Origin of the sequence: Rhizobacter sp. (assembly GCF_046595475.1) — a bacterium.
Lineage (GTDB): Bacteria > Pseudomonadota > Gammaproteobacteria > Burkholderiales > Burkholderiaceae_C > Rhizobacter.
The window spans coordinates 1-18,066 of record NZ_JBKJOQ010000120.1; the positions used below are offsets into that span (position 1 = coordinate 1).

Annotated in this window: 16 protein-coding genes and 1 pseudogene; 12 read left to right on the plus strand and 5 right to left on the minus strand. The window is 64.2% G+C overall.

Translation table 11 applies throughout. From position 1 onward, the window contains the following. Positions 1 to 249 (minus strand): annotated as a pseudogene (locus AC30QB_RS21615) (bifunctional protein-serine/threonine kinase/phosphatase); the annotation flags it as partial. 176 nt (positions 250 to 425) lie between these two features. On the opposite strand from AC30QB_RS21615, the gene nirB reads away from it, so the two are divergent. The 6 genes from nirB to AC30QB_RS21645 all read left to right on the plus strand — a co-directional run bounded on the left by nirB (position 426) and on the right by AC30QB_RS21645 (position 9,133). Beyond that, positions 426 to 2,885 carry a nitrite reductase large subunit NirB gene (nirB, locus tag AC30QB_RS21620; RefSeq protein ID WP_489548340.1) on the plus strand — a complete coding sequence of 820 codons (2,460 nt, stop codon included), beginning with the start codon at positions 426 to 428 and terminating at the stop codon, positions 2,883 to 2,885. Positions 2,886 to 2,915: 30 nt separating this feature from the next. Further along, complete coding sequence (nirD, locus tag AC30QB_RS21625) at positions 2,916 to 3,341, plus strand: nitrite reductase small subunit NirD (RefSeq protein ID WP_489548341.1); 426 nt, start codon at positions 2,916 to 2,918, stop codon at positions 3,339 to 3,341. 23 nt (positions 3,342 to 3,364) lie between these two features. Beyond that, the gene (locus AC30QB_RS21630) at positions 3,365 to 6,142 is read left to right on the plus strand and encodes a nitrate reductase (RefSeq protein WP_489548342.1); all 2,778 of its coding nucleotides are present in this window, start codon (positions 3,365 to 3,367) and stop codon (positions 6,140 to 6,142) included. An 83-nt stretch (positions 6,143 to 6,225) separates the two neighbouring features. Beyond that, the gene (gene ybiB, locus AC30QB_RS21635) at positions 6,226 to 7,179 is read left to right on the plus strand and encodes a DNA-binding protein YbiB (RefSeq protein WP_489548343.1); all 954 of its coding nucleotides are present in this window, start codon (positions 6,226 to 6,228) and stop codon (positions 7,177 to 7,179) included. Next, positions 7,176 to 7,952, plus strand: a complete 777-nt coding sequence (cobA, locus tag AC30QB_RS21640; RefSeq protein ID WP_489548344.1) for a uroporphyrinogen-III C-methyltransferase — start codon at positions 7,176 to 7,178, stop codon at positions 7,950 to 7,952. Before ybiB ends, cobA begins: the two co-directional genes overlap by 4 nt. A gap of 47 nt (positions 7,953 to 7,999) precedes the next feature. Continuing rightward, positions 8,000 to 9,133, plus strand: a complete 1,134-nt coding sequence (locus AC30QB_RS21645) for a sterol desaturase family protein (protein ID WP_489548345.1) — start codon at positions 8,000 to 8,002, stop codon at positions 9,131 to 9,133. Here the strand turns inward: AC30QB_RS21645 and AC30QB_RS21650 are convergent. Further along, on the minus strand, positions 9,117 to 10,262 hold the full coding sequence (locus AC30QB_RS21650; RefSeq protein ID WP_489548346.1) for an MFS transporter: 1,146 nt from the start codon (positions 10,260 to 10,262) through the stop codon (positions 9,117 to 9,119). The genes AC30QB_RS21645 and AC30QB_RS21650 overlap by 17 nt on opposite strands. 37 nt (positions 10,263 to 10,299) lie before the next feature. Here AC30QB_RS21650 and AC30QB_RS21655 point away from each other — a divergent pair, with 37 nt between their 5' ends. The 6 genes from AC30QB_RS21655 (at position 10,300) to AC30QB_RS21680 (ending at position 15,300) form a co-directional block, all read left to right on the plus strand. Continuing rightward, complete coding sequence (locus tag AC30QB_RS21655) at positions 10,300 to 11,493, plus strand: BaiN/RdsA family NAD(P)/FAD-dependent oxidoreductase (RefSeq protein ID WP_489548347.1); 1,194 nt, start codon at positions 10,300 to 10,302, stop codon at positions 11,491 to 11,493. A 152-nt stretch (positions 11,494 to 11,645) separates the two neighbouring features. Next, positions 11,646 to 11,858 carry a 30S ribosomal protein S21 gene (rpsU, locus tag AC30QB_RS21660; RefSeq protein WP_489548348.1) on the plus strand — a complete coding sequence of 71 codons (213 nt, stop codon included), beginning with the start codon at positions 11,646 to 11,648 and terminating at the stop codon, positions 11,856 to 11,858. 75 nt (positions 11,859 to 11,933) lie between these two features. Next, positions 11,934 to 12,380 carry a GatB/YqeY domain-containing protein gene (locus tag AC30QB_RS21665; RefSeq protein ID WP_489548349.1) on the plus strand — a complete coding sequence of 149 codons (447 nt, stop codon included), beginning with the start codon at positions 11,934 to 11,936 and terminating at the stop codon, positions 12,378 to 12,380. 14 nt (positions 12,381 to 12,394) lie between these two features. After that, entirely contained in the window at positions 12,395 to 12,739 is a 345-nt protein-coding gene (locus AC30QB_RS21670) for a protein tyrosine phosphatase family protein (protein ID WP_489548350.1), read from the plus strand. 186 nt (positions 12,740 to 12,925) lie between these two features. Next, positions 12,926 to 13,543, plus strand: coding sequence for a TRAP transporter small permease subunit (locus AC30QB_RS21675; RefSeq protein WP_489548351.1), 618 nt, complete (start codon positions 12,926 to 12,928; stop codon positions 13,541 to 13,543). Continuing rightward, on the plus strand, positions 13,540 to 15,300 hold the full coding sequence (locus AC30QB_RS21680) for a TRAP transporter large permease (RefSeq protein ID WP_489548352.1): 1,761 nt from the start codon (positions 13,540 to 13,542) through the stop codon (positions 15,298 to 15,300). The genes AC30QB_RS21675 and AC30QB_RS21680 overlap by 4 nt, the downstream gene beginning before the upstream one ends. Positions 15,301 to 15,330: 30 nt before the next feature. Here the strand turns inward: AC30QB_RS21680 and AC30QB_RS21685 are convergent, their stop codons facing one another. The 3 genes from AC30QB_RS21685 to AC30QB_RS21695 form a co-directional block, all read right to left on the minus strand. Next, positions 15,331 to 16,593: a putative Na+/H+ antiporter gene (locus AC30QB_RS21685; protein WP_489548353.1), complete on the minus strand. Its 1,263-nt coding sequence runs from the start codon at positions 16,591 to 16,593 to the stop codon at positions 15,331 to 15,333. Between the two features lie 87 nt (positions 16,594 to 16,680). Beyond that, positions 16,681 to 17,763 (minus strand): TRAP transporter substrate-binding protein, encoded by a 1,083-nt coding sequence (locus AC30QB_RS21690; RefSeq protein WP_489548354.1) that lies wholly within the window; start codon positions 17,761 to 17,763, stop codon positions 16,681 to 16,683. 103 nt (positions 17,764 to 17,866) lie between these two features. Continuing rightward, on the minus strand, positions 17,867 to 18,066 hold a 200-nt coding region (locus AC30QB_RS21695), incomplete at its 5' end, for a metallopeptidase TldD-related protein (protein ID WP_489548355.1).

Below are 18,066 nucleotides of genomic sequence, written 5' to 3' on the forward strand. Positions count from 1 at the left end.
GATGATGCGGTCGAGCACCACACTGGTGTCCCAGGTGGGCGGTGCGGCGAAGTAGTCCTGCACCAGCGACATCACGCTCGTTTGCGCGGCCATCGCGCCCTCACCGCCCGCTGACACGCCATCGGCAATGGCGGCGATGAAGCCCAGGGCCTCTTCGTGCGCCTGGGGCCGCATGGCGGCGGCGAAATCTTCGTTGTCTTGCCGGGGACCACGATCGCTCGTGTAACCCATGTCGATGTCAAAGCTCATAAGGAGTCGGGTTTGCACCCACATGGGGCAATTGAAGAATTCGTGAAAAACCAAGCAAGACGCTTGCCCGCAAAGAGTGCGCTAGGCACCAGATTGCAGCCGATCAGGGCTTACCCGCTGGCACCACCCTTGCTACCTCTCACGTCACTGAGAACAGTGACCGAGGAAACAGCCGCATGAAGAAGATGAAGTTGGTGATGGTCGGCAACGGCATGGCGGGGGTCCGAACCCTGGAGGAGCTGCTGAAGATTTCCCCCGATCTGTACGACATCACCGTGTTCGGCGCCGAGCCGCACCCGAACTACAACCGCATTCTGCTGTCGCCAGTTCTCGCCGGCGAGCAAACGCTCGATGAAATCGTGCTCAACCCTTTGAGCTGGTACGAAGAGAACAAGATCCAGCTGCATCTTGGCAAGAAGGTCGTCGATGTCGATCGCAACAAGCGCATCGTCAAGGCCGCCGACGGCACCGAAGCGCCTTACGACCGACTGTTGATCGCCACCGGCTCCAACCCTTTCATCCTGCCGGTGCCGGGCAAGGAGCTCGAAGGCGTGATCGCCTACCGAGACATCGCTGACACCAACACGATGATCGACGCCGCCACCAAGTACAAGCACGCGGTGGTCATCGGCGGCGGCCTCCTGGGCCTGGAAGCGGCCAACGGCCTGATGCTGCGCGGCATGCAAGTGACGGTGGTGCACATCATGCCGTGGCTGATGGAGCGCCAGCTCGACGACACCGCCGGCAAGCTGCTGCAGAAGTCGCTCGAAAGCCGCGGTCTCAAATTCATGATCGGTGCACAAACACAAGCCCTGATCGGCGACCAAGACGGCGGCAAGGGCGGCCGCGTGATGGCCGTGCAGTTCAAGGATGGCACCGAGGTGCCGGCCGACCTGGTCGTCATGGCCGCCGGCATCCGCCCCAACACCGAGCTCGCGTTGAAGATCGGCCTGCACTGCTTCAACGATGGAAGAGGCGGCATCGTCGTCAATGACACCATGCAGACCATCACCGACCCGCGCATCTACTCGGTGGGCGAGTGCGCCGCCCACCGCGGCATTGCCTACGGCCTGGTGGCCCCGCTGTTCGAGCAGGGCAAGGTGTGCGCCACCCACCTGGCCGAGTTCGGCATTGGCCGCTACACCGGCTCGCAGACCTCGACCAAACTCAAGGTCACAGGCATCGACCTCTTCTCAGCCGGCAACTTCACCGGCGGCGAAGGCTGCGAAGAGATCGTGATGAGCGACCCCTACGGCGGCGTCTACAAGAAGCTCGTCATCAAAGACGACAAGCTGATCGGCGCCTGCATGTATGGCGACACGGTCGACGGCAGTTGGTACTTCAAGCTCCTTCGTGACGGCCGCAAGGTCAGCGACATACGCGACAAGCTGATGTTCGGCGAGTCCAACATCGGCGACACCGGTCACGAAGGCCACAACAAGGCCGCCACCATGGCCGACACCGACGAGGTCTGCGGCTGCAACGGCGTCAACAAGGGCAGCATCTGCAAGGCCATCAAGGAAAAGGGCTTGTTCACGCTGGAAGAGGTGCGCAAGCACACCAAGGCATCTGCCTCTTGCGGCTCGTGCACTGGCCTGGTCGAGCAACTGCTGATGTTCACCGCCGGTGGTGACTACTCGGCCACGCCCAAGAAGAAGGCCATGTGCGGCTGCACCGAAGCCAGTCACCAGGAGGTGCGCGACGCCATACGCGAGCAAAAACTCATCACCATAGACAGCACTTACAAGGCGCTCAACTGGCGCACGCCCAACGGCTGCTCGAGCTGCCGCCCGGCCGTCAATTACTACCTCATCAGCACCTGGCCGAAAGAGGCGAAAGACGACCCGCAATCGCGCTTCATCAACGAGCGCAGCCACGCCAACATTCAAAAAGACGGCACCTACTCGGTCATCCCGCGCATGTGGGGCGGCGAGACCACGGCGAGTGAGCTGCGCCGCATTGCCGATGCGGTCGACAAGTACAAGATCCCCACCGTCAAAGTCACGGGCGGCCAGCGCATCGACTTGCTGGGCGTGAAGAAAGAAGACCTGGTCAACGTCTGGAAAGACATAGGCATGCCCAGCGGCCACGCTTATGCCAAGGCCTTGCGCACGGTCAAGACCTGCGTGGGCAGCGAGTGGTGCCGCATGGGTACGCAAGACAGCACCCAGATGGGCAAAGACCTGGAGCGCGCCATGTGGCGCATGTATGCCCCGCACAAGGTGAAGTTCGCGGTGAGCGGCTGCCCACGCAACTGCGCCGAGTCGGGCATCAAAGACGTGGGCATCATCGGGGTCGACTCCGGCTGGGAGATGTACGTCGCCGGTAATGGCGGCATCAAGACCGAGGTGGCGCACTTCCTGGTCAAGCTCAAGACAGCGGCCGAGGTGCTCGAATACACCGGCGCCTTCTGCGAGCTGTACCGCCAGGAAGGCTGGTACCTGGAGCGCACGGTGCATTACGTGAACCGCGTGGGCCTAGACCACGTGAAGAAGCGCATCCTCGACGACCACGAAGGCCGCAAGGCGCTGTGGGCACAGTTGCAGTACGCCCTCGATGGCGAGCCCGACCCGTGGTTCGAATTCGACAAGGCCCAGGTAGACACCCGCCAGTTCACCGCGATCCAGCCTGCCTGATCCCCCGCACCTGACCCCCGAGACCTGCTCATGCCTCACTGGACCCTGATCTGCCGCATTGACGACATCATCCCGCTGGGCGCGCGCCGCGTGACGCGCCCTCGCGGTGCACCCGTGGCCGTGTTCCGCGCGCAAGACGACCGCGTCTTCGCCGTGCTCGACCGCTGCCCGCACAAGGGCGGCCCGCTGAGCCAGGGCATCGTCTTCGGCACCAGCGTGGCCTGCCCGCTGCACAACCTGAACATCGGGCTTGAAGACGGCCAGGTGAAAGCCCCCGATGAAGGCTGCGTGCCCAAGTTCGCCGTGAAAGTGGAAGAAGGCGCCATCTTCCTCGACAGCGACGAGCTCACCACTGTCGGCCTAGACCTGGCCATGCCGGTGGCTGGCCCTTGCGCCAGCCGGGGTGCCATCGGCGGTGGGCAAATCTTCGACGTGCAGACACCCCACTCAGCTTGAGCCCGCAGCGCCAAGGCGTCGACATGCAGGAAACACGCACCACCTGCCCGTACTGCGGCGTGGGCTGTGGCGTCATCGTCGAAAGCGACGGTGCGCAGATCACCGGCGTGCGTGGCGACCCCGACCACCCCGCCAACTTCGGGCGCTTGTGCACAAAGGGGAGCACGCTGCACCACACTGCCGCCAAGCCCGTCACCGTGCAGGCCCGGCTGCTGCAGCCAGCGCATCGCATCTCGCGGCAAAGCGCCCCGCGCGTCGTGTCGTGGAACGCGGCGCTTGATTTGGCCGTCAACAAGTTCAGCCAGGTGATCGCCGACCACGGCGCCGACGCGGTGGGCTTCTACATTTCGGGCCAACTTCTGACCGAGGACTACTACGTCTTCAACAAGCTGGCCAAGGGCCTGATCGGCACCAACAACGTCGACACCAACTCGCGCTTGTGCATGAGCAGCGCGGTGGCCGGGTACAAAACCACGCTGGGCGCTGATGCGCCGCCTGCTTGCTACGACGACCTGAACTTCGCGTCGACGCTGTTCATCACCGGCTCTAACACCGCCTACGCCCACCCCATCCTCTTTCGCCGCATCGAAGACGCGCGGCGCGCCAACCCGGCGATGAAAATTATCGTGGCCGACCCGCGCCGCACCGAAACGGCGGAGGCCGCCGACCTGTACCTGCCCATACTGCCCGGCACCGACGTGGCGCTGTACCACGGCATGCTGCACGTGATGCTGTGGGAAGGCCTCACCGACACCGCCTACATCGCGGCCCACACCGAAGGCTTCGAGGCGCTGCGCAACCGCGTGCGCAACTTCACCCCGAAAGACGTGGCGGCCATCTGCGGCATCAGCGAAGACGCGCTTCTGCAGGCCGCTCGCTGGTTTGCAGGCGGTGACGACAAGGCCAAGGGCCGCACCCTGTCGCTTTACTGCCAGGGCCTCAACCAGAGCAGCAGCGGCACCGCCAAGAACGCCGCCCTCATCAACCTGCACCTGGCGACCGGCCAGATTGGCAAACCCGGTGCAGGGCCTTTTTCGCTGACCGGCCAACCCAATGCCATGGGCGGGCGCGAAGTGGGCGGGCTGGCCAACCTCTTGAGCGCGCACCGCGACCTGGCCAACCCCGAGCACCGCGCCGAAGTCGCGCGCCTGTGGGGCGTCAACGATGTGCCTGCCACGCCAGGCAAGACGGCGGTGGAAATGTTCGAGGCTGCGGCCGACGGCCAGATCAAGGCCTTGTGGATAGCCTGCACCAACCCCGCCCAGTCCATGCCAGACCAAACCACCGTGCGCCGCGCGCTGGAGCGGGCCGAATTCGTGGTGGTACAAGAGGCGTTCAGCACCACCACCACCTGCGAATACGCCGACCTGCTGCTGCCCGCCACCACCTGGGGCGAGAAAGACGGCACGGTCACCAACAGCGAGCGCCGTATCACCCGCGTGCGCCCCGCCATCAGCGCCCCCGGTGAAGCCAGGCACGACTGGGCCACGGTGGTCGACTTTGCACAACGCCTGGAGAAGAAGCTACGCCCCGGCCTGCCCACGCTCTTCCCCTACGACACACCCGAATCGGTGTGGAACGAGCACCGCGAAAGCACCCGTGGGCGCGACCTCGACATCACCGGCCTGAGCTACCCGCAGCTCAATGCCGCACCCGCGCAATGGCCGTTCCCTGAAGGGGCGAGCACCGGCCGCGTGCGCCTGTATGAAGACGGCGTGTTCCCCACCGCTACGGGCCGGGCGCAGTTTGCCGATGTCGACTACGACAAGCTGGCTGAGCCGCGCGACGCGCGCTACCCGTTCTCGCTCAACACCGGGCGCCTGCGCGACCAGTGGCATGGCATGAGCCGCACCGGCACGGTGGGGCGCCTTTTCGGTCACGTGCCCGAGCCCAGCATCGAGATGAACGCCAAGGACATGCTGCGCCTCATGCTCGCCGAAGGCGACCTGGTGCACGTGACCTCGCGCCGTGGCTCCATCGTGCTGCCAGTGCAGGCCAGCGAACAGGTCGCCACCACCCAGGCCTTCATCGCCATGCACTGGGGCGAAGAGTTCGTCTCGGGCAGTTCCGGCACCGGCACCCGCATGACGGGTGTCAACGCGCTCACCACGCCGGCCTACTGCCCCAAGTCCAAGCAGCCTGAGCTCAAGCACGCCGCAGTGAAGGTTCTGAAAGCCGAGCTGCCGTGGCGCTTGCTCGGCATGGCCTGGCTGCCCGAAGACAAGGCTCTGCTGGCACGCGAGCAGCTGAAGTCGATGATGACGGCCTTTGCGTTCGCCAGCTGCGTGCCCTTCGGCCGCGACCGCAGCGGTGTGCTGTTTCGCGCGGCCGCCTACGAGACTGCACCCGACGAGCTGCTGGCCCGCATCGAAGGCCTGCTGGGCCTGGGCGGCGCCGAAGTGCTGCACTACGCCGACAAGCGCCGCGGCCAGCGCCGCACCATGCGCCTGGCACAAATGGGCGACAAGACGCAGCTCGAAGGCTTTGTGCTGGCTGGCGACATCAGTGCCGAAACCTGGGTCAAGCCCCTGCTGCAAGACGAGCTGTCAGCCCAGGCCTACGGCCGCTTGCTGCTGGTGCCCGGAGCGCGCGCGCCCGTGGCTGTGCAATCGCGGGGCCGGCAGGTGTGCACCTGTTTCAACGTGGCGGAGCCAGCCATCAACACCGCGCTTGAAACCTGCACCGGCGCGCCCGACGAGCAACTGGCGCAACTGCAAGACAACCTCAAATGCGGCACCAATTGCGGCTCATGCATACCCGAGCTCAAGCGCATGATCCGCAGTCAGGCGCGCGTGGCTTGACATCGCATCCCTAGAATCGCGCGCCCAAGGCTCGGCGGCTTGCAGATGGCCCGGGTCTTGCGAATCGACAGCAGGGATAAAAAATGAGCATCAGCCACTACATCAAAGAAATCGGGCGCGGAAAAGAAGGCGCTCGCTCGCTCAACACCGAGCAGGCCCACGACCTTATGAGCCAGGTGCTCGATGGCCAGATCACCGACCTCGAGCTCGGTGCGTTTGCCATGGCCATGCGCATCAAGGGCGAAACGGTGGAAGAGACTGCAGGCTTTCTGCAAGCCGCCACCGCGCGCTGCCTGCCCATTGCGACCGCGCGACCCGCCGTGGTGCTGCCCTCATACAACGGCGCCCGCAAGCTGCCCAACCTGACGACCTTGCTGGCACTCTTACTCGCGCAAGAAGACGTGCCTGTGCTGGTGCACGGCATGCCCGAAGACCCTAACCGTGTCACCACCGCTGAGATCTTTCACGACCTGGGCCTGCCCGTTGCCCGCGATGCCGAAGACGTGGCTGCGGCGTGGAAGCGCCGCGAGCCCGTCTACATCCGCACCGACGCCTTGTGCCCGCCGCTTGCACGCCTGCTCGACGCACGCTGGACCATAGGCCTGCGCAACTCGGGCCACACCATCGCCAAGCTGCTAGACCCCTGCCCGGCTGGCAGAGCAATGCGGGTGGTGAACTACACGCACCCCGAGTACGGCACCATGCTCACCGAGTTCCTGCAAAACACCATCGCCAACGCGCTGTTGATGCGCGGCACCGAAGGCGAGCCTGTGGCCGACCCGCGCCGATTGCCCAAGCTCGACGTGTTCATCGACGGCTTCTTGCGCAGCGACCTCTCAGTGGCCGCGCACGACGGCGTGCTGCGCGAGCTGCCCGTGCTGCCGCGCACCTGCGACGCTGCCACCACGGCCATGTACATCCAATCGGTCATCAGCGGCGAGAAACCAGCACCCGCGCCGCTCGCGCAGCAGGTCGCTTGCCTGCTGGCTTCGCTAGACGCACTGGCCCACGCACATCCCCAGGAGAAATCGGCATGACCCGCTCAGCTGCACAGCCCCGCGTCACCCTGGTCGGCGCCGGCCCCGGTGACCCCGAGCTGCTGACGATCAAGGCGGTGCGGGCGATCCGCTCGGCCACGGTGTTGCTGGTCGACGACCTGGTGGGCGAGGCGGTGCTGCGCTATGCGCGCAGCACCACGCGCATCGTGCACGTAGGCAAGCGCGGCGGCTGCGCGAGCACGCCGCAGGCCTTCATCGAAAAGCTGATGGCAGCCGAGGCGCTCAAGGGCGAGCGCGTCGTGCGGCTCAAGGGCGGCGACCCTTTCGTCTTCGGCCGAGGTGGCGAAGAGCTTGAGCATTTGCGCGCGCTGGGCGTCGAGGTCGACGTGGTGAACGGCATCACCGCGGGCCTCGCTGCCGTTACCTCGCTCGGCGTGCCGCTGACGCACCGCGACCATGCTCACGGCGTGATCTTCATCACAGGCCACGCCAAGGAAAAGAACAGCGCGATCGACTGGCCCACGCTGGCGGCAGCAGCAGCTCAAGGCCTCACGCTGGTGATTTATATGGGCGTGTCGCAGGCCGGCAATTTACAAGAAGGCTTGCTGCAAGGCTTGGGGCGCGCCACGCCCGTGGCGGTGGTGCAGCACGCCAGCCTGCCGAAGCAGCGCCACGCCGTGGGCACGTTGAGCGACTTGACGGGCTTGATCGAGCGTGAAGGCCTGGGCAGCCCGGCCATCATCGTGGTGGGCGATGTGCTCAAAGGCATGGCGTCCCTCACCCTCGAAAGAGGGGCCTCCCAGGCCGCCTGACCTCGCCCCATGGCCCGATAATCGGCCCGCTCAAATGGAGAGGTCTGATGCTCGAACTGAACAAACTCAACCAGCTCACCGAATCACATGGTGAGCTGAGGCGCGGTCATGGCATGGTCACGGGCGTGATCGCGCTGGGGCTGGCGATCTTGTGTTTCCTGGGCGTGCTCGCCTTCCACTTCCCCGAGTACCTCACCACGCCCGAGCTGCGCAAGTCGTACAACGTCGACATCATCCGCAAGATCATGCTCGGTGCGCTGGTGGTCGCAGGCTCGCTGTCGCTGTTCAACATCATCCGGGGCCGCTCGCGCTGGCTCGCGGCGGCCGCCTTCGTGACGGTGGCGGCCACCGTGCTCTTCGGCGCGCACTCGGTGCCGGTCAACCCCAACTTCCCCGATCACACGCCCTACATTGGGCTCGACTGGTTCATCCTCGACCTGCTCGGCTCAACCCTGATTTTCGTCTTCATCGAGAAGCTCTTTGCGCTGCGCAAGACACAGCCGGTGTTCCGCCCCGAGTGGCAGACCGACATGCACCACTTCATCGTCAACCACATGGTGGTGGGCTTCGTCTTGCTCGCCACCAACTTGCTGGTGCACAGGCTCTTCGGGTGGGCAGCCAACGATGGCATTCGTGGCTGGGTGGCGGGCCTCAACTTCTGGGTGGCGCTGCTGCTGATCGTGTTGGTGGCCGACCTGGTGCAGTACTGGACGCACCGCGGCTACCACGAGGTGCCCGTGTTGTGGCGCTTGCACGCCGTGCACCACAGCGTGAAAAGCATGGACTGGCTGGCCGGTTCACGCCAGCACTTTCTTGAGCTGCTGATCACCCGCACATTGGTGCTGGCGCCCATTTATGTACTAGGCTTCAGCAAGGAAGTGATCGACGCCTACATCGTGGTGGTCGGCTTCCAGGCGGTGTTCAACCACGCCAACGTGAGCGTGCGGCTCGGGCCACTGCGCTACATCATCGTCACGCCCAACTTCCACCACTGGCACCACTCGCAAGACGACGAGGCCATCGACAAGAACTACGCGGCGCACTTCGCATTCATCGACTACCTCTTCGGCACGGCCGTGAAGGCCGACCGCAAATGGCCAGACCAGTACGGCGTGGTGGGCGACTACGTGCCCAACGGCTTCTGGAAGCAGGTGAAGTTTCCGTTCACCTGGAAGGGCTGAGCACGCGCGGAGCGGCCAGCGCCAGCACGGTGGCAAACACCGCCACCGACGACAAGCCCCAACCGAGCGTGGAGTGCTCGGCAATCACACCGATGAGTGGCGGGCCGGCCATCATGCCCAGATAACCCACCGAGGCCACCACGGCAATGCCGTGCGCGGGATTGCTGTCCAGCTTGGCCGCGGTGCTGAAGAGCACCGGCACCACGTTGGCAAATCCCAGGCCCACCAGCGCAAAGCCGACAAGCGTCACCACCGGGTGCGCGATCCACAGCACGGCTGCCATGGCCACGGCAGCGAGCGCGGCGCTGCAACTCATCAGCACCGCAGGCGACACACGCTCGCGCACCCAGTCGCCACCGAATCGCGCGGCTGCCATGGCCCCACTGAAGCTCGCATAGGCCAGCGCGGCGACGCCCGCATCGCTCTTAAGCTCTTGCGTCATATAGAGCACGCTCCAGTCATACATCGCGCCTTCGGCAATCAGACCCAGCGCCGCCAGGCTCCCGAGCAGCGCCAGCATCCCGCGCGGCAACGCGAAACGCGGCCCGTCGGCTGCGCCGGCCACCGTACGCAGCATCAGCGCACCCGCACCCATGATGGCCACAGCCGCGACTACACCGGCCGAGATCAGGTGCGTATCTGGGGCAAGCTGCCGCGCCAGCAACGCGCTGCCAAGCGCAGCGCCTGCCATGCCGCCCAGGCTGAACATGCCGTGAAACCCACTCATCAGGCTGCGGTCGCTCAGGCGCTCCAGGTCGCTGGCGGCGGCGTTGATCGACACGTCGAACAAGCTCATACCCACGCCGAACACCACCATCAAGGCCAGCAGCCCCGCGTAGCTGCGGCTGAACAACAAGGCTGCCACGCTCACCGCACACAGCAAGCCTGACACCAGGGCCGCGCGGCGCGGCCCGTGGCGGCCCACCAGGCGGCCCGCCTGTGTGAGCGTGCCCACAGCCCCCACCCCGGCGGCGAGCATCGCGATCGCCAGTGCTTGTTCGCCCAGGCCGTAGTGCAGCTTCACTGTGGGCACGTGCACGCCCCAGGTGGCAAACAGCGCGCCGGCAATGAAGAACTGCAGGCGCACGGCCCAGGTGGCACGTGTTCGCTGAGCAGGAGTAAGAGTCATGGCCGATTCTAGGAAGCCCATCGCGATAATCCCCCGCATGCAGAGTTTCGATGTGGTGGTGATAGGCGCTGGAGCCGCTGGCTTGTTTTGCGCCAGCGTGGCGGGGCAACTGGGAAGCAAGGTGCTGCTGGTCGACCACAGCGCCAAGGTGGCCGAGAAAATCCGCATCTCGGGCGGCGGCCGCTGCAACTTCACCAACCGCGATGCGGGGCCTGCAAATTTCCTTTCGGCCAACCCGCACTTCTGCCGCTCGGCACTGGCCCGCTACACACCGCAAGACTTCATCGGCCTGGTGCAACGCCATCGCATCGCGTGGCATGAGAAGCACAAGGGGCAGCTCTTCTGTGACGAGTCGGCCGAAGACATCATCGGCATGCTGCTGCGCGAATGCGAACAAGGCAGCGTGACGCGCTGGCAGCCTTGCGGTGTGCAAGCCGTGCGGCAGGCCAGCAGCGGCTTCGAGCTCGACACCGAGCGCGGCCCAGTGCGCAGCACGCGCGTTGTCATCGCCACCGGCGGGCTGTCGATTCCCAAGATCGGCGCCACCGATTTTGGCTACCGCGTGGCGAAGCAGTTCGGCCACCGATTGATCGAAACGCGGCCCGCTTTGGTGCCGCTGACATTTGACGCAGCGGCCTGGGCGCCGTTCTCCGCCCTGGCAGGCTTGTCGCTGCCGGTGGGCATCTGCACCGGCCCAGCCAAAGGGGGCGGCGCTTTCGACGAAGACCTCTTGTTCACCCACCGCGGCCTGAGCGGCCCCGCCGTGCTGCAGATTTCAAGCTTCTGGAAGCCCGGCACGCCTTTGCACATCGACCTGGCCCCGCACGTCGACCTGGCCGCCGAGCTGGCGCGCAGCAAGCTCGGCTCCAAGCGCAAGCTCGGCAACGAGTTGGCGTCGCTTCTCCCCTCTCGTCTCGCCGAAAGCTGGCTCGCCGATCAACCCGACAAACTGATCGCCGACGCCCGGGACCGCGAGCTGCAGCAGCTCGCCCAGAGCCTCAAAACATGGGAACTCACCCCCTCGGGGACCGAGGGCTACCGCAAGGCCGAAGTTACCGCGGGGGGCGTCGACACTCGCGAGCTCAGCTCCCAGACCCTGGAAAGCAGTCGCGTGCCTGGCTTGCATTTCATAGGGGAAGTGGTCGATGTGACGGGCTGGCTCGGCGGTTACAACTTCCAGTGGGCCTGGGCCAGCGCCCATGCTTGCGCCCAGACCATGAGTGGTCACTGACAGCCGGCTTGCACCGCTCTCGCCGTCTGCTTATAATCGTCGTCTTTGCTGGCAAAACCCCGCGCTGCGATTCGCCCAGGCCTTGAAGCTGGAATCCGGAACCTCCTCTTTGAGCTTCTGAGCGAACACCGAGCGCACTAACTTCTGGATCTATGACTTCTATTCGCGTCAAAGAGAATGAGCCGTTCGACGTGGCTCTGCGCCGTTTCAAGCGCACCATTGAAAAGCTGGGCCTGCTGACCGACTTGCGCGCCCGCGAGTTCTACGAAAAGCCCACGGCCGAGCGCAAGCGCAAGAAGGCTGCTGCAGTGAAGCGCCACTTCAAGCGCATTCGCAGCATGCAACTGCCCAAGCGCATGTTCTGAGCTTCAAGTACCTGAAGCCCGCCAAGCCCGCTGCAAAGCGGGCTTTGTTGTTTCTACCCTTCTCTGGAGCCGACGATGAGCCTCAAAGACCAGATCACCGAAGACATGAAAACAGCCATGCGTGCCAAAGATGCGGCTCGCCTGCTGACCATCCGTGGCCTGCTCGCCGCGCTCAAGCAGAAGGAAGTCGACGAGCGCGTGGTGCTCGACGATGCAGCGGTCATCGCCATCATTGACAAGCTCATCAAGCAACGCCGTGACTCGATCACGCAGTTCAGTGCCGGCAACCGGCCCGATCTGGTCGAGAAAGAAACCGCCGAGCTCACGGTGCTCGAAGGCTACCTGCCCAAACGCCTGAGCGCCGAAGAGGTTGCCGCCGAAGTGGCCCGCATCGTGGCCAGCCTGGGCGCCAGCGGCCCCGGCGACATGGGCAAGGTGATGGGCGCGGTGAAAACAGCGTTGGCTGGCAAGGCCGACATGGGCATGGTGTCCGCCGCCGTCAAGCAAGCCTTGAGCAAGTGATCACGGAGGCTTTGATGAATTCTCCCCAGATTCAGCAACTCAGCGCCGACGTCTGCGCCACCGGTCAACTCGATCCCACCGCCATGGCGTGGGCTGCACAAAACGGCTTCAAGAGCGTGATCAACAACCGCCCTGATTTCGAAGGCGGCCCCGCTCAGCCCACCAGCGCGGCCATAGAGGCGGCGGCCACCGCAGCAGGCCTTCAGTACGCCTTTCTGCCGGTGAGCCCAGCAGTGCAAACCCCGCAAGAGATCGCTCGCATGGCGCAGCTGTTGGCTGACATGCCCAAGCCCATCCTCACCTTCTGCCGCACGGGCACGCGCTCGGGCAAGCTGTTCCACGCAGCCACCGACACCTGAGCGACGCGCCAAGTGCGTAGAACCACGTAGCGGAAAAACCTCTGGCACGACCGCGGCGCTTGCGGTCTGATGCGCGCAGCCGGGCCATTTCGGAAACACCCCGAGGCCCAGCAATAAGTCAAAACCCAAATCGTGCGCCATGCGCGAGCCACAAGCTCGCTGCATTTTCAGAATCCGGAGACTCACGTGTCGTCATTGCTCTCGCTTTCGCGGCTGATTGATCGGCTCAGCGAATTGATTGGCCGTTGGCTGGCTTGGTTGGTGTTGGCTGCGGTGCTCATCAGCACCGTCAACGCCGTCGTACGCAAGGCCTTCAACTACAGCTCGAACGCCTTTCTCGAAGTTCAGTGGTACCTCTTTGCTGCCGTGTTCCTGCTGGCAGCCGGCTACACGCTGCTGCGCCAGGAGCACGTCAAGATCGACGTGATTTCGGGGCGCTTCTCGAAGCGGACGCAGATCAAGATCGATCTTGTCGGGCTGACGCTGTTCCTGCTGCCCTTTGTCGTGGTCGTCATCTACATGACGATGCCACTCGTGATTCGGGCCTACCAAATGGGCGAAATGTCCAGCAACTCAGGCGGCCTGATCCGCTGGCCCGTGTTTGCCATGCTTCCGCTGGGCATGGCCCTGCTGGGCATGCAGGCCGTGTCCGAAATCATCAAGCGCGTGGCGTTCCTGAAGGGGCTGGTGCCAGACCCCACCCGCAGGCAAGGCGTCAAGTCACCAGAAGAAGAGCTCGCCGAGTTCCTGCTGCAAAAGGAAGTGGCCACCCGTGAGCAAGCTGCGATGAGGGGCACGCCATGATCAATTTCCTGCTGGCCAACATGGCCCCGATCATGTTCGCGTGCCTGATCGTCTTTCTGCTCTTTGGCTACTCGGTGGCCTTCTCTCTCGCGGCGTGCGGCCTGTTCTTCGGCTTCCTGGCGATCGAGATCGGTGTGCCAGGCATGTCGTCTCTGATGCAGGCATTGCCACTTCGCATTTTCGGCATCATGCAGAACGACACGCTACTGGCCGTGCCCTTCTTCACCTTCATGGGCTTGATCCTTGAGCGCTCCGGCATGGCCGAAGACCTGCTCGACACGGTGGGGCAGTTGTTCGGCCCGATCCGCGGCGGTCTCGCCATCGCGGTGATCCTGGTCGGCGCCATGCTGGCCGCCACCACGGGCGTGGTCGCCGCATCGGTCATCTCGATGGGCCTCATCTCGCTGCCCATCATGTTGCGCTACGGCTATGACCGTCGGGTGGCCAGTGGCGTGATCGCCGCATCGGGCACGCTGGCCCAAATCATCCCGCCGTCACTGGTGCTCATCATCTTGGCCGACCAGCTCGGCAGAAGCGTGGGCGACCTCTACAAAGGCGCGTTCATCCCTGGCTTCGTGCTCACCGGCCTGTACCTCGGCTATGTGGTGCTCGTTGCCATGATCCGGCCGCAGTGGGTGCCCGCGCTGCCCAAGGAGGCACGCACGATTCGCGAAGACAACGGCGATGCCGGCCTGCGCTCGCTGGGCGTGCTCGCAGTGCTGTCGGTCGCAGCCGCGGTCGCCTTTGCGAAGAGCCGCCCCGAGGGCACGCCGACCGACGAGATGATCGTGGTCTCGATGTGCGTCGGCGTGGGCGTTGCCTTTGTGCTCGCCGTGGTCAACAAGGTCGCCCGGCTGAACCTGCTGTCGCGCATGGCCGAGCGAGTGACCTTCGTGCTGATCCCACCGCTGGCCCTGATCTTCCTGGTGCTGGGCACCATTTTTCTTGGCGTGGCCACACCCACCGAAGGCGGCGCCATGGGTGCGACGGGCGCTCTCATCATGGCTCTGGCTCGGCGGCGCATCGACCTCAAGTTGATACGCCAAGCCATGGACACCACCATGAAGCTGTCGTGCTTCGTGCTGTTCATCCTGATCGGCTCCACAGTGTTCAGCCTGTCGTTCCAAGGTGTTGACGGGCCCGTCTGGGTCGAGCACCTGTTGACCAGCCTGCCAGGCGGTCAGCTGGGCTTCCTGATCGTGGTCAACATCCTGGTCTTCGTGTTGGCGTTCTTCCTCGACTTCTTCGAGCTGTCGTTCATCGTGATTCCGCTGATCGCGCCGGTGGCAGACAAGCTGGGCATAGACCTGGTGTGGTTCGGCGTGCTGCTGGCCGTGAACATGCAAACGTCGTTCATGCACCCGCCTTTTGGCTTTGCGCTGTTCTATCTGCGCAGCGTGGCCCCGACCGACGACTACACCGACAAGGTGACCAACAAGCCCGTGGCCAAGGTGACCACCGGGCAGATCTACTGGGGTGCCGTGCCTTTTGTGTGCATCCAGATTGTCATGGTCGGCTTGATCATCGCGTTCCCCGGCATGGTGTCGAGTGGGCTCGTGAAAGAGAAGCAGCTCGACTCGGACAAGATCTTTCAGCAGCTGCAACAACAGGACACGAAGAAATCCGAACAAGCTCCCGCCTCGATGGACGGCTTGTTGCAACCCGCAGCCCCGAGTGGCAGCACCCCAAGCAACAACGACGACGATCAGATGAAAGCGATCAAGCGAGCCCTGCGGGAAGAGAGCAAGAAGAAGTAGGCAGAGCCGCCGAGATGGCGGATCACACCCTCACACGAAGCGGAAGAGCACGATCGCCACCCCGGTCGGGCCGAGCGCGGCGGCCAGCAGCCACAGGGCGTTGATCGACCCGTCGGTGAAGCCGCCCCGCAGAATCGAAAAGCCGGCCGGGTTGGGGGCATTGGCGATGACCGTCAAACCCCCGCCCGTGACAGCGCCCGTCACCAGCGAGTATTTGAACTCTGGGCTCAGGCCGTCCACCAGCGAGCCCAGGTAGGTCAATGCGGCGTTGTCGGTCACAGCCGTGAGCGCCGTAGCGCCGTAGTACACCGCCTGCGGGCTCATGGAAGTGAGCAGGGGTTGCAACCACCACTGCTGCTGCCCACCCAGCACTACCAGCCCGGCCAGGAAGAACGCCACCAGAAGCGCCTCGCGCAGGATCAGCGTGTCGTGGTGCCGTGGGTAGGCGGCGCTGTATCCAATGAAGAACAGCAACAAGCCCATGAAGACCGCAGCATGGTGCGCAAACACCACCACGCCCAACAGGAACAGCACGCTCACCAGCATGGCGCTGATCGGTGCGGGCGACGCCGGCGGCTCGGCATCAGCGGCTGGAACGGCCTTCACGATGTGGCGGCCGAACAGCAGGCAGACCACCAGCGCGTTGATGAACACCGCAATGGCCGCACGCCAGCCGATGTTGGACAACATGAAGGCCGAATCCCACCCCCACTTGCCGGCCACCATCAACACCGGCGGTGCGGCAAACGAAGTGAGCGTGCCACCTATCGACACGTTGACGAACAACACGCCGATGGTGGCGTACTTCACTCGCTCGGGCAGCGGGCAGTTGAAGACGCGGCCACGCAACATCAGGGCGGCCAGCGTCATGGCCGCAGGCTCGGTGATCAGCGAGCCCGCCAAGGGAATGATCGACAGGGCCAGGAAATAGAACGCGAGCGACGTGGGCACCGGCACCACGCGGGCCAGCGTGTTGACCAGCAGGGCCGCCACGCTCTGGATGGGCCGGCTACCCGCGATCACCATGATGGCGAAAACGAACAAGGGCTCGGTGAAGTTGCGCCCGTCCAGGTAATCAGTGGCGGGCTTCTTGCCCTCGACCGCGAAGGTGAACAACACCAGCACCAGCGCCCAGAAGCCGAATACGACCTCGACTTCACCCAGCAGATGAAAGCCGCCTTCGTGCTGCGGGTAGCGGCGGGCCAGGCGCTCGAACAGCGTGGTCGAGAAAGTGTGGATGAGCGCTACGACGAAGATCAACGCGCCCGCGATCTGAACGGTGGTGGGGTTCATGTAGCCAGTCTCATCCGTGCGTGTTCGATTGGAACCGTGAAAGAAAAAGCCCCGCCGCAGCGGGGCTCTTGCGTCAGCTCTGGGGAATCAGAGCTTCTGCGCTTGCATGAAGTCGTCGAAACCGGCTTCGGTGAAGCGAAACCAGAGGTTCGCGTCGCGGCGGAAGGCTGAGTAGTCTTCGTAGATCTTCTTCCAGGCCGGGTTGCTGCCGCTCAGCTCGCCATACAGGCCCATGGCTTCCTTGAACGCAGCATCCATCACGTCTTTGGGGAAGCGGAAGAGCTTGGTGCCCGCGCCCACCAGTTGCTTCAGCGCAGCCGGGTTGCGCGCGTCGTACTTGGCTTGCATGTCGACGTGGGCATGAGAGGCCGCGGCTTCGACAATTGCCTTGTACTCGGCAGACAAACCGTCGTAGGCCTTGTTGTTGATGAACAAGCTCAGCTGGGGGCCACCTTCCCACCAGCCGGGGTAGTAGTAGTTCGGCGCGACCTTGTTGAAGCCGAGCTTCAGGTCGTCGTACGGGCCGACCCACTCGGCCGCATCGATCGTCCCTTTTTCCAGCGCCTGGTAGATCTCACCACCGGGAATGTTTTGCGGCACGGCGCCGATGCGTTCGATCACCTTGCCACCGAAGCCACCGACGCGGAATTTCAGGCCCTTGATGTCCTCGAGCGACTTGATCTCCTTGCGGAACCAGCCGCCCATCTGGGACCCGGTATTGCCCATCGGGAAGTTCACGATGTTGACCTTGGCGTAGAACTCGCGGGTCAGCTTCAGCCCGTTGCCTTCGTACATCCATGCCGTCATCTGGCGGGCGTTCAGGCCGAACGGGATCGCGCAGTCGAGCGCGTAGGTCGGATCCTTGCCGAAAAAGTAGTAAGGCGCCGTGTTCGCCATCTCGACCGTGCCATTGGAGACACCGTCCAGCACGCCGAACGCCGGCATCAGTTCCCCGGCCGCATGCGTGGAAATCACGAACTTGCCGCCGGTCATGTCGCTGACCTTTTTGGCGAAGACGTCGCAGGCGCCGAAGAGCGTATCGAGCGACTTCGGAAAGCTCGACGCGATGCGCCAGCGCAAAGTGGTTTGCGCGTGGACGATCGCGGGCGCAACGCCCGCCGCGAGCACGCCGGCGATACCGGCACGGTTGACGAAGGAACGACGCTGCATGAATGTCTCCTCTGAGGAAAAACGGGCCGACAGTCGGCGCGTCGCATTCTAGAAGTGGCCGATGCTCCTGCCCAACAGGACTTACCCGCTTACGCGCTTGCTGTCAGGAACCGGCGATTTTCATGCGGTCCACGAGCACCGAACCGAGCGTCTTGCTTCCCATCGTGTAGGCATCGGCGCCGACGGCGCTGATGCCCTTGAACATGTCGCGCAGGTTGCCGGCGATGGTGATCTCGTGCACCGGGTACTTGATCCGCCCGTTCTCGACCCAGAAGCCCGCCGCACCGCGCGAGTAGTCGCCGG

What these genes read in the sequence shown, in the direction of transcription:
- AC30QB_RS21645 (WP_489548345.1), top strand. Translation starts at nt 8,000, where the DNA reads ATGCTCGAACTGAACAAACTCAACCAGCTCACCGAATCACATGGTGAG.
- cobA (WP_489548344.1), top strand. Translation starts at nt 7,176, where the DNA reads ATGACCCGCTCAGCTGCACAGCCCCGCGTCACCCTGGTCGGCGCCGGC.
- AC30QB_RS21650 (WP_489548346.1), bottom strand. Translation starts at nt 10,262, where the DNA reads ATGACTCTTACTCCTGCTCAGCGAACACGTGCCACCTGGGCCGTGCGC.
- AC30QB_RS21685 (WP_489548353.1), bottom strand. Translation starts at nt 16,593, where the DNA reads ATGAACCCCACCACCGTTCAGATCGCGGGCGCGTTGATCTTCGTCGTA.
- AC30QB_RS21655 (WP_489548347.1), top strand. Translation starts at nt 10,300, where the DNA reads ATGCAGAGTTTCGATGTGGTGGTGATAGGCGCTGGAGCCGCTGGCTTG.
- AC30QB_RS21680 (WP_489548352.1), top strand. Translation starts at nt 13,540, where the DNA reads ATGATCAATTTCCTGCTGGCCAACATGGCCCCGATCATGTTCGCGTGC.
- rpsU (WP_489548348.1), top strand. Translation starts at nt 11,646, where the DNA reads ATGACTTCTATTCGCGTCAAAGAGAATGAGCCGTTCGACGTGGCTCTG.
- AC30QB_RS21670 (WP_489548350.1), top strand. Translation starts at nt 12,395, where the DNA reads ATGAATTCTCCCCAGATTCAGCAACTCAGCGCCGACGTCTGCGCCACC.
- AC30QB_RS21630 (WP_489548342.1), top strand. Translation starts at nt 3,365, where the DNA reads ATGCAGGAAACACGCACCACCTGCCCGTACTGCGGCGTGGGCTGTGGC.
- AC30QB_RS21690 (WP_489548354.1), bottom strand. Translation starts at nt 17,763, where the DNA reads ATGCAGCGTCGTTCCTTCGTCAACCGTGCCGGTATCGCCGGCGTGCTC.
- nirD (WP_489548341.1), top strand. Translation starts at nt 2,916, where the DNA reads ATGCCTCACTGGACCCTGATCTGCCGCATTGACGACATCATCCCGCTG.
- nirB (WP_489548340.1), top strand. Translation starts at nt 426, where the DNA reads ATGAAGAAGATGAAGTTGGTGATGGTCGGCAACGGCATGGCGGGGGTC.
- ybiB (WP_489548343.1), top strand. Translation starts at nt 6,226, where the DNA reads ATGAGCATCAGCCACTACATCAAAGAAATCGGGCGCGGAAAAGAAGGC.
- AC30QB_RS21665 (WP_489548349.1), top strand. Translation starts at nt 11,934, where the DNA reads ATGAGCCTCAAAGACCAGATCACCGAAGACATGAAAACAGCCATGCGT.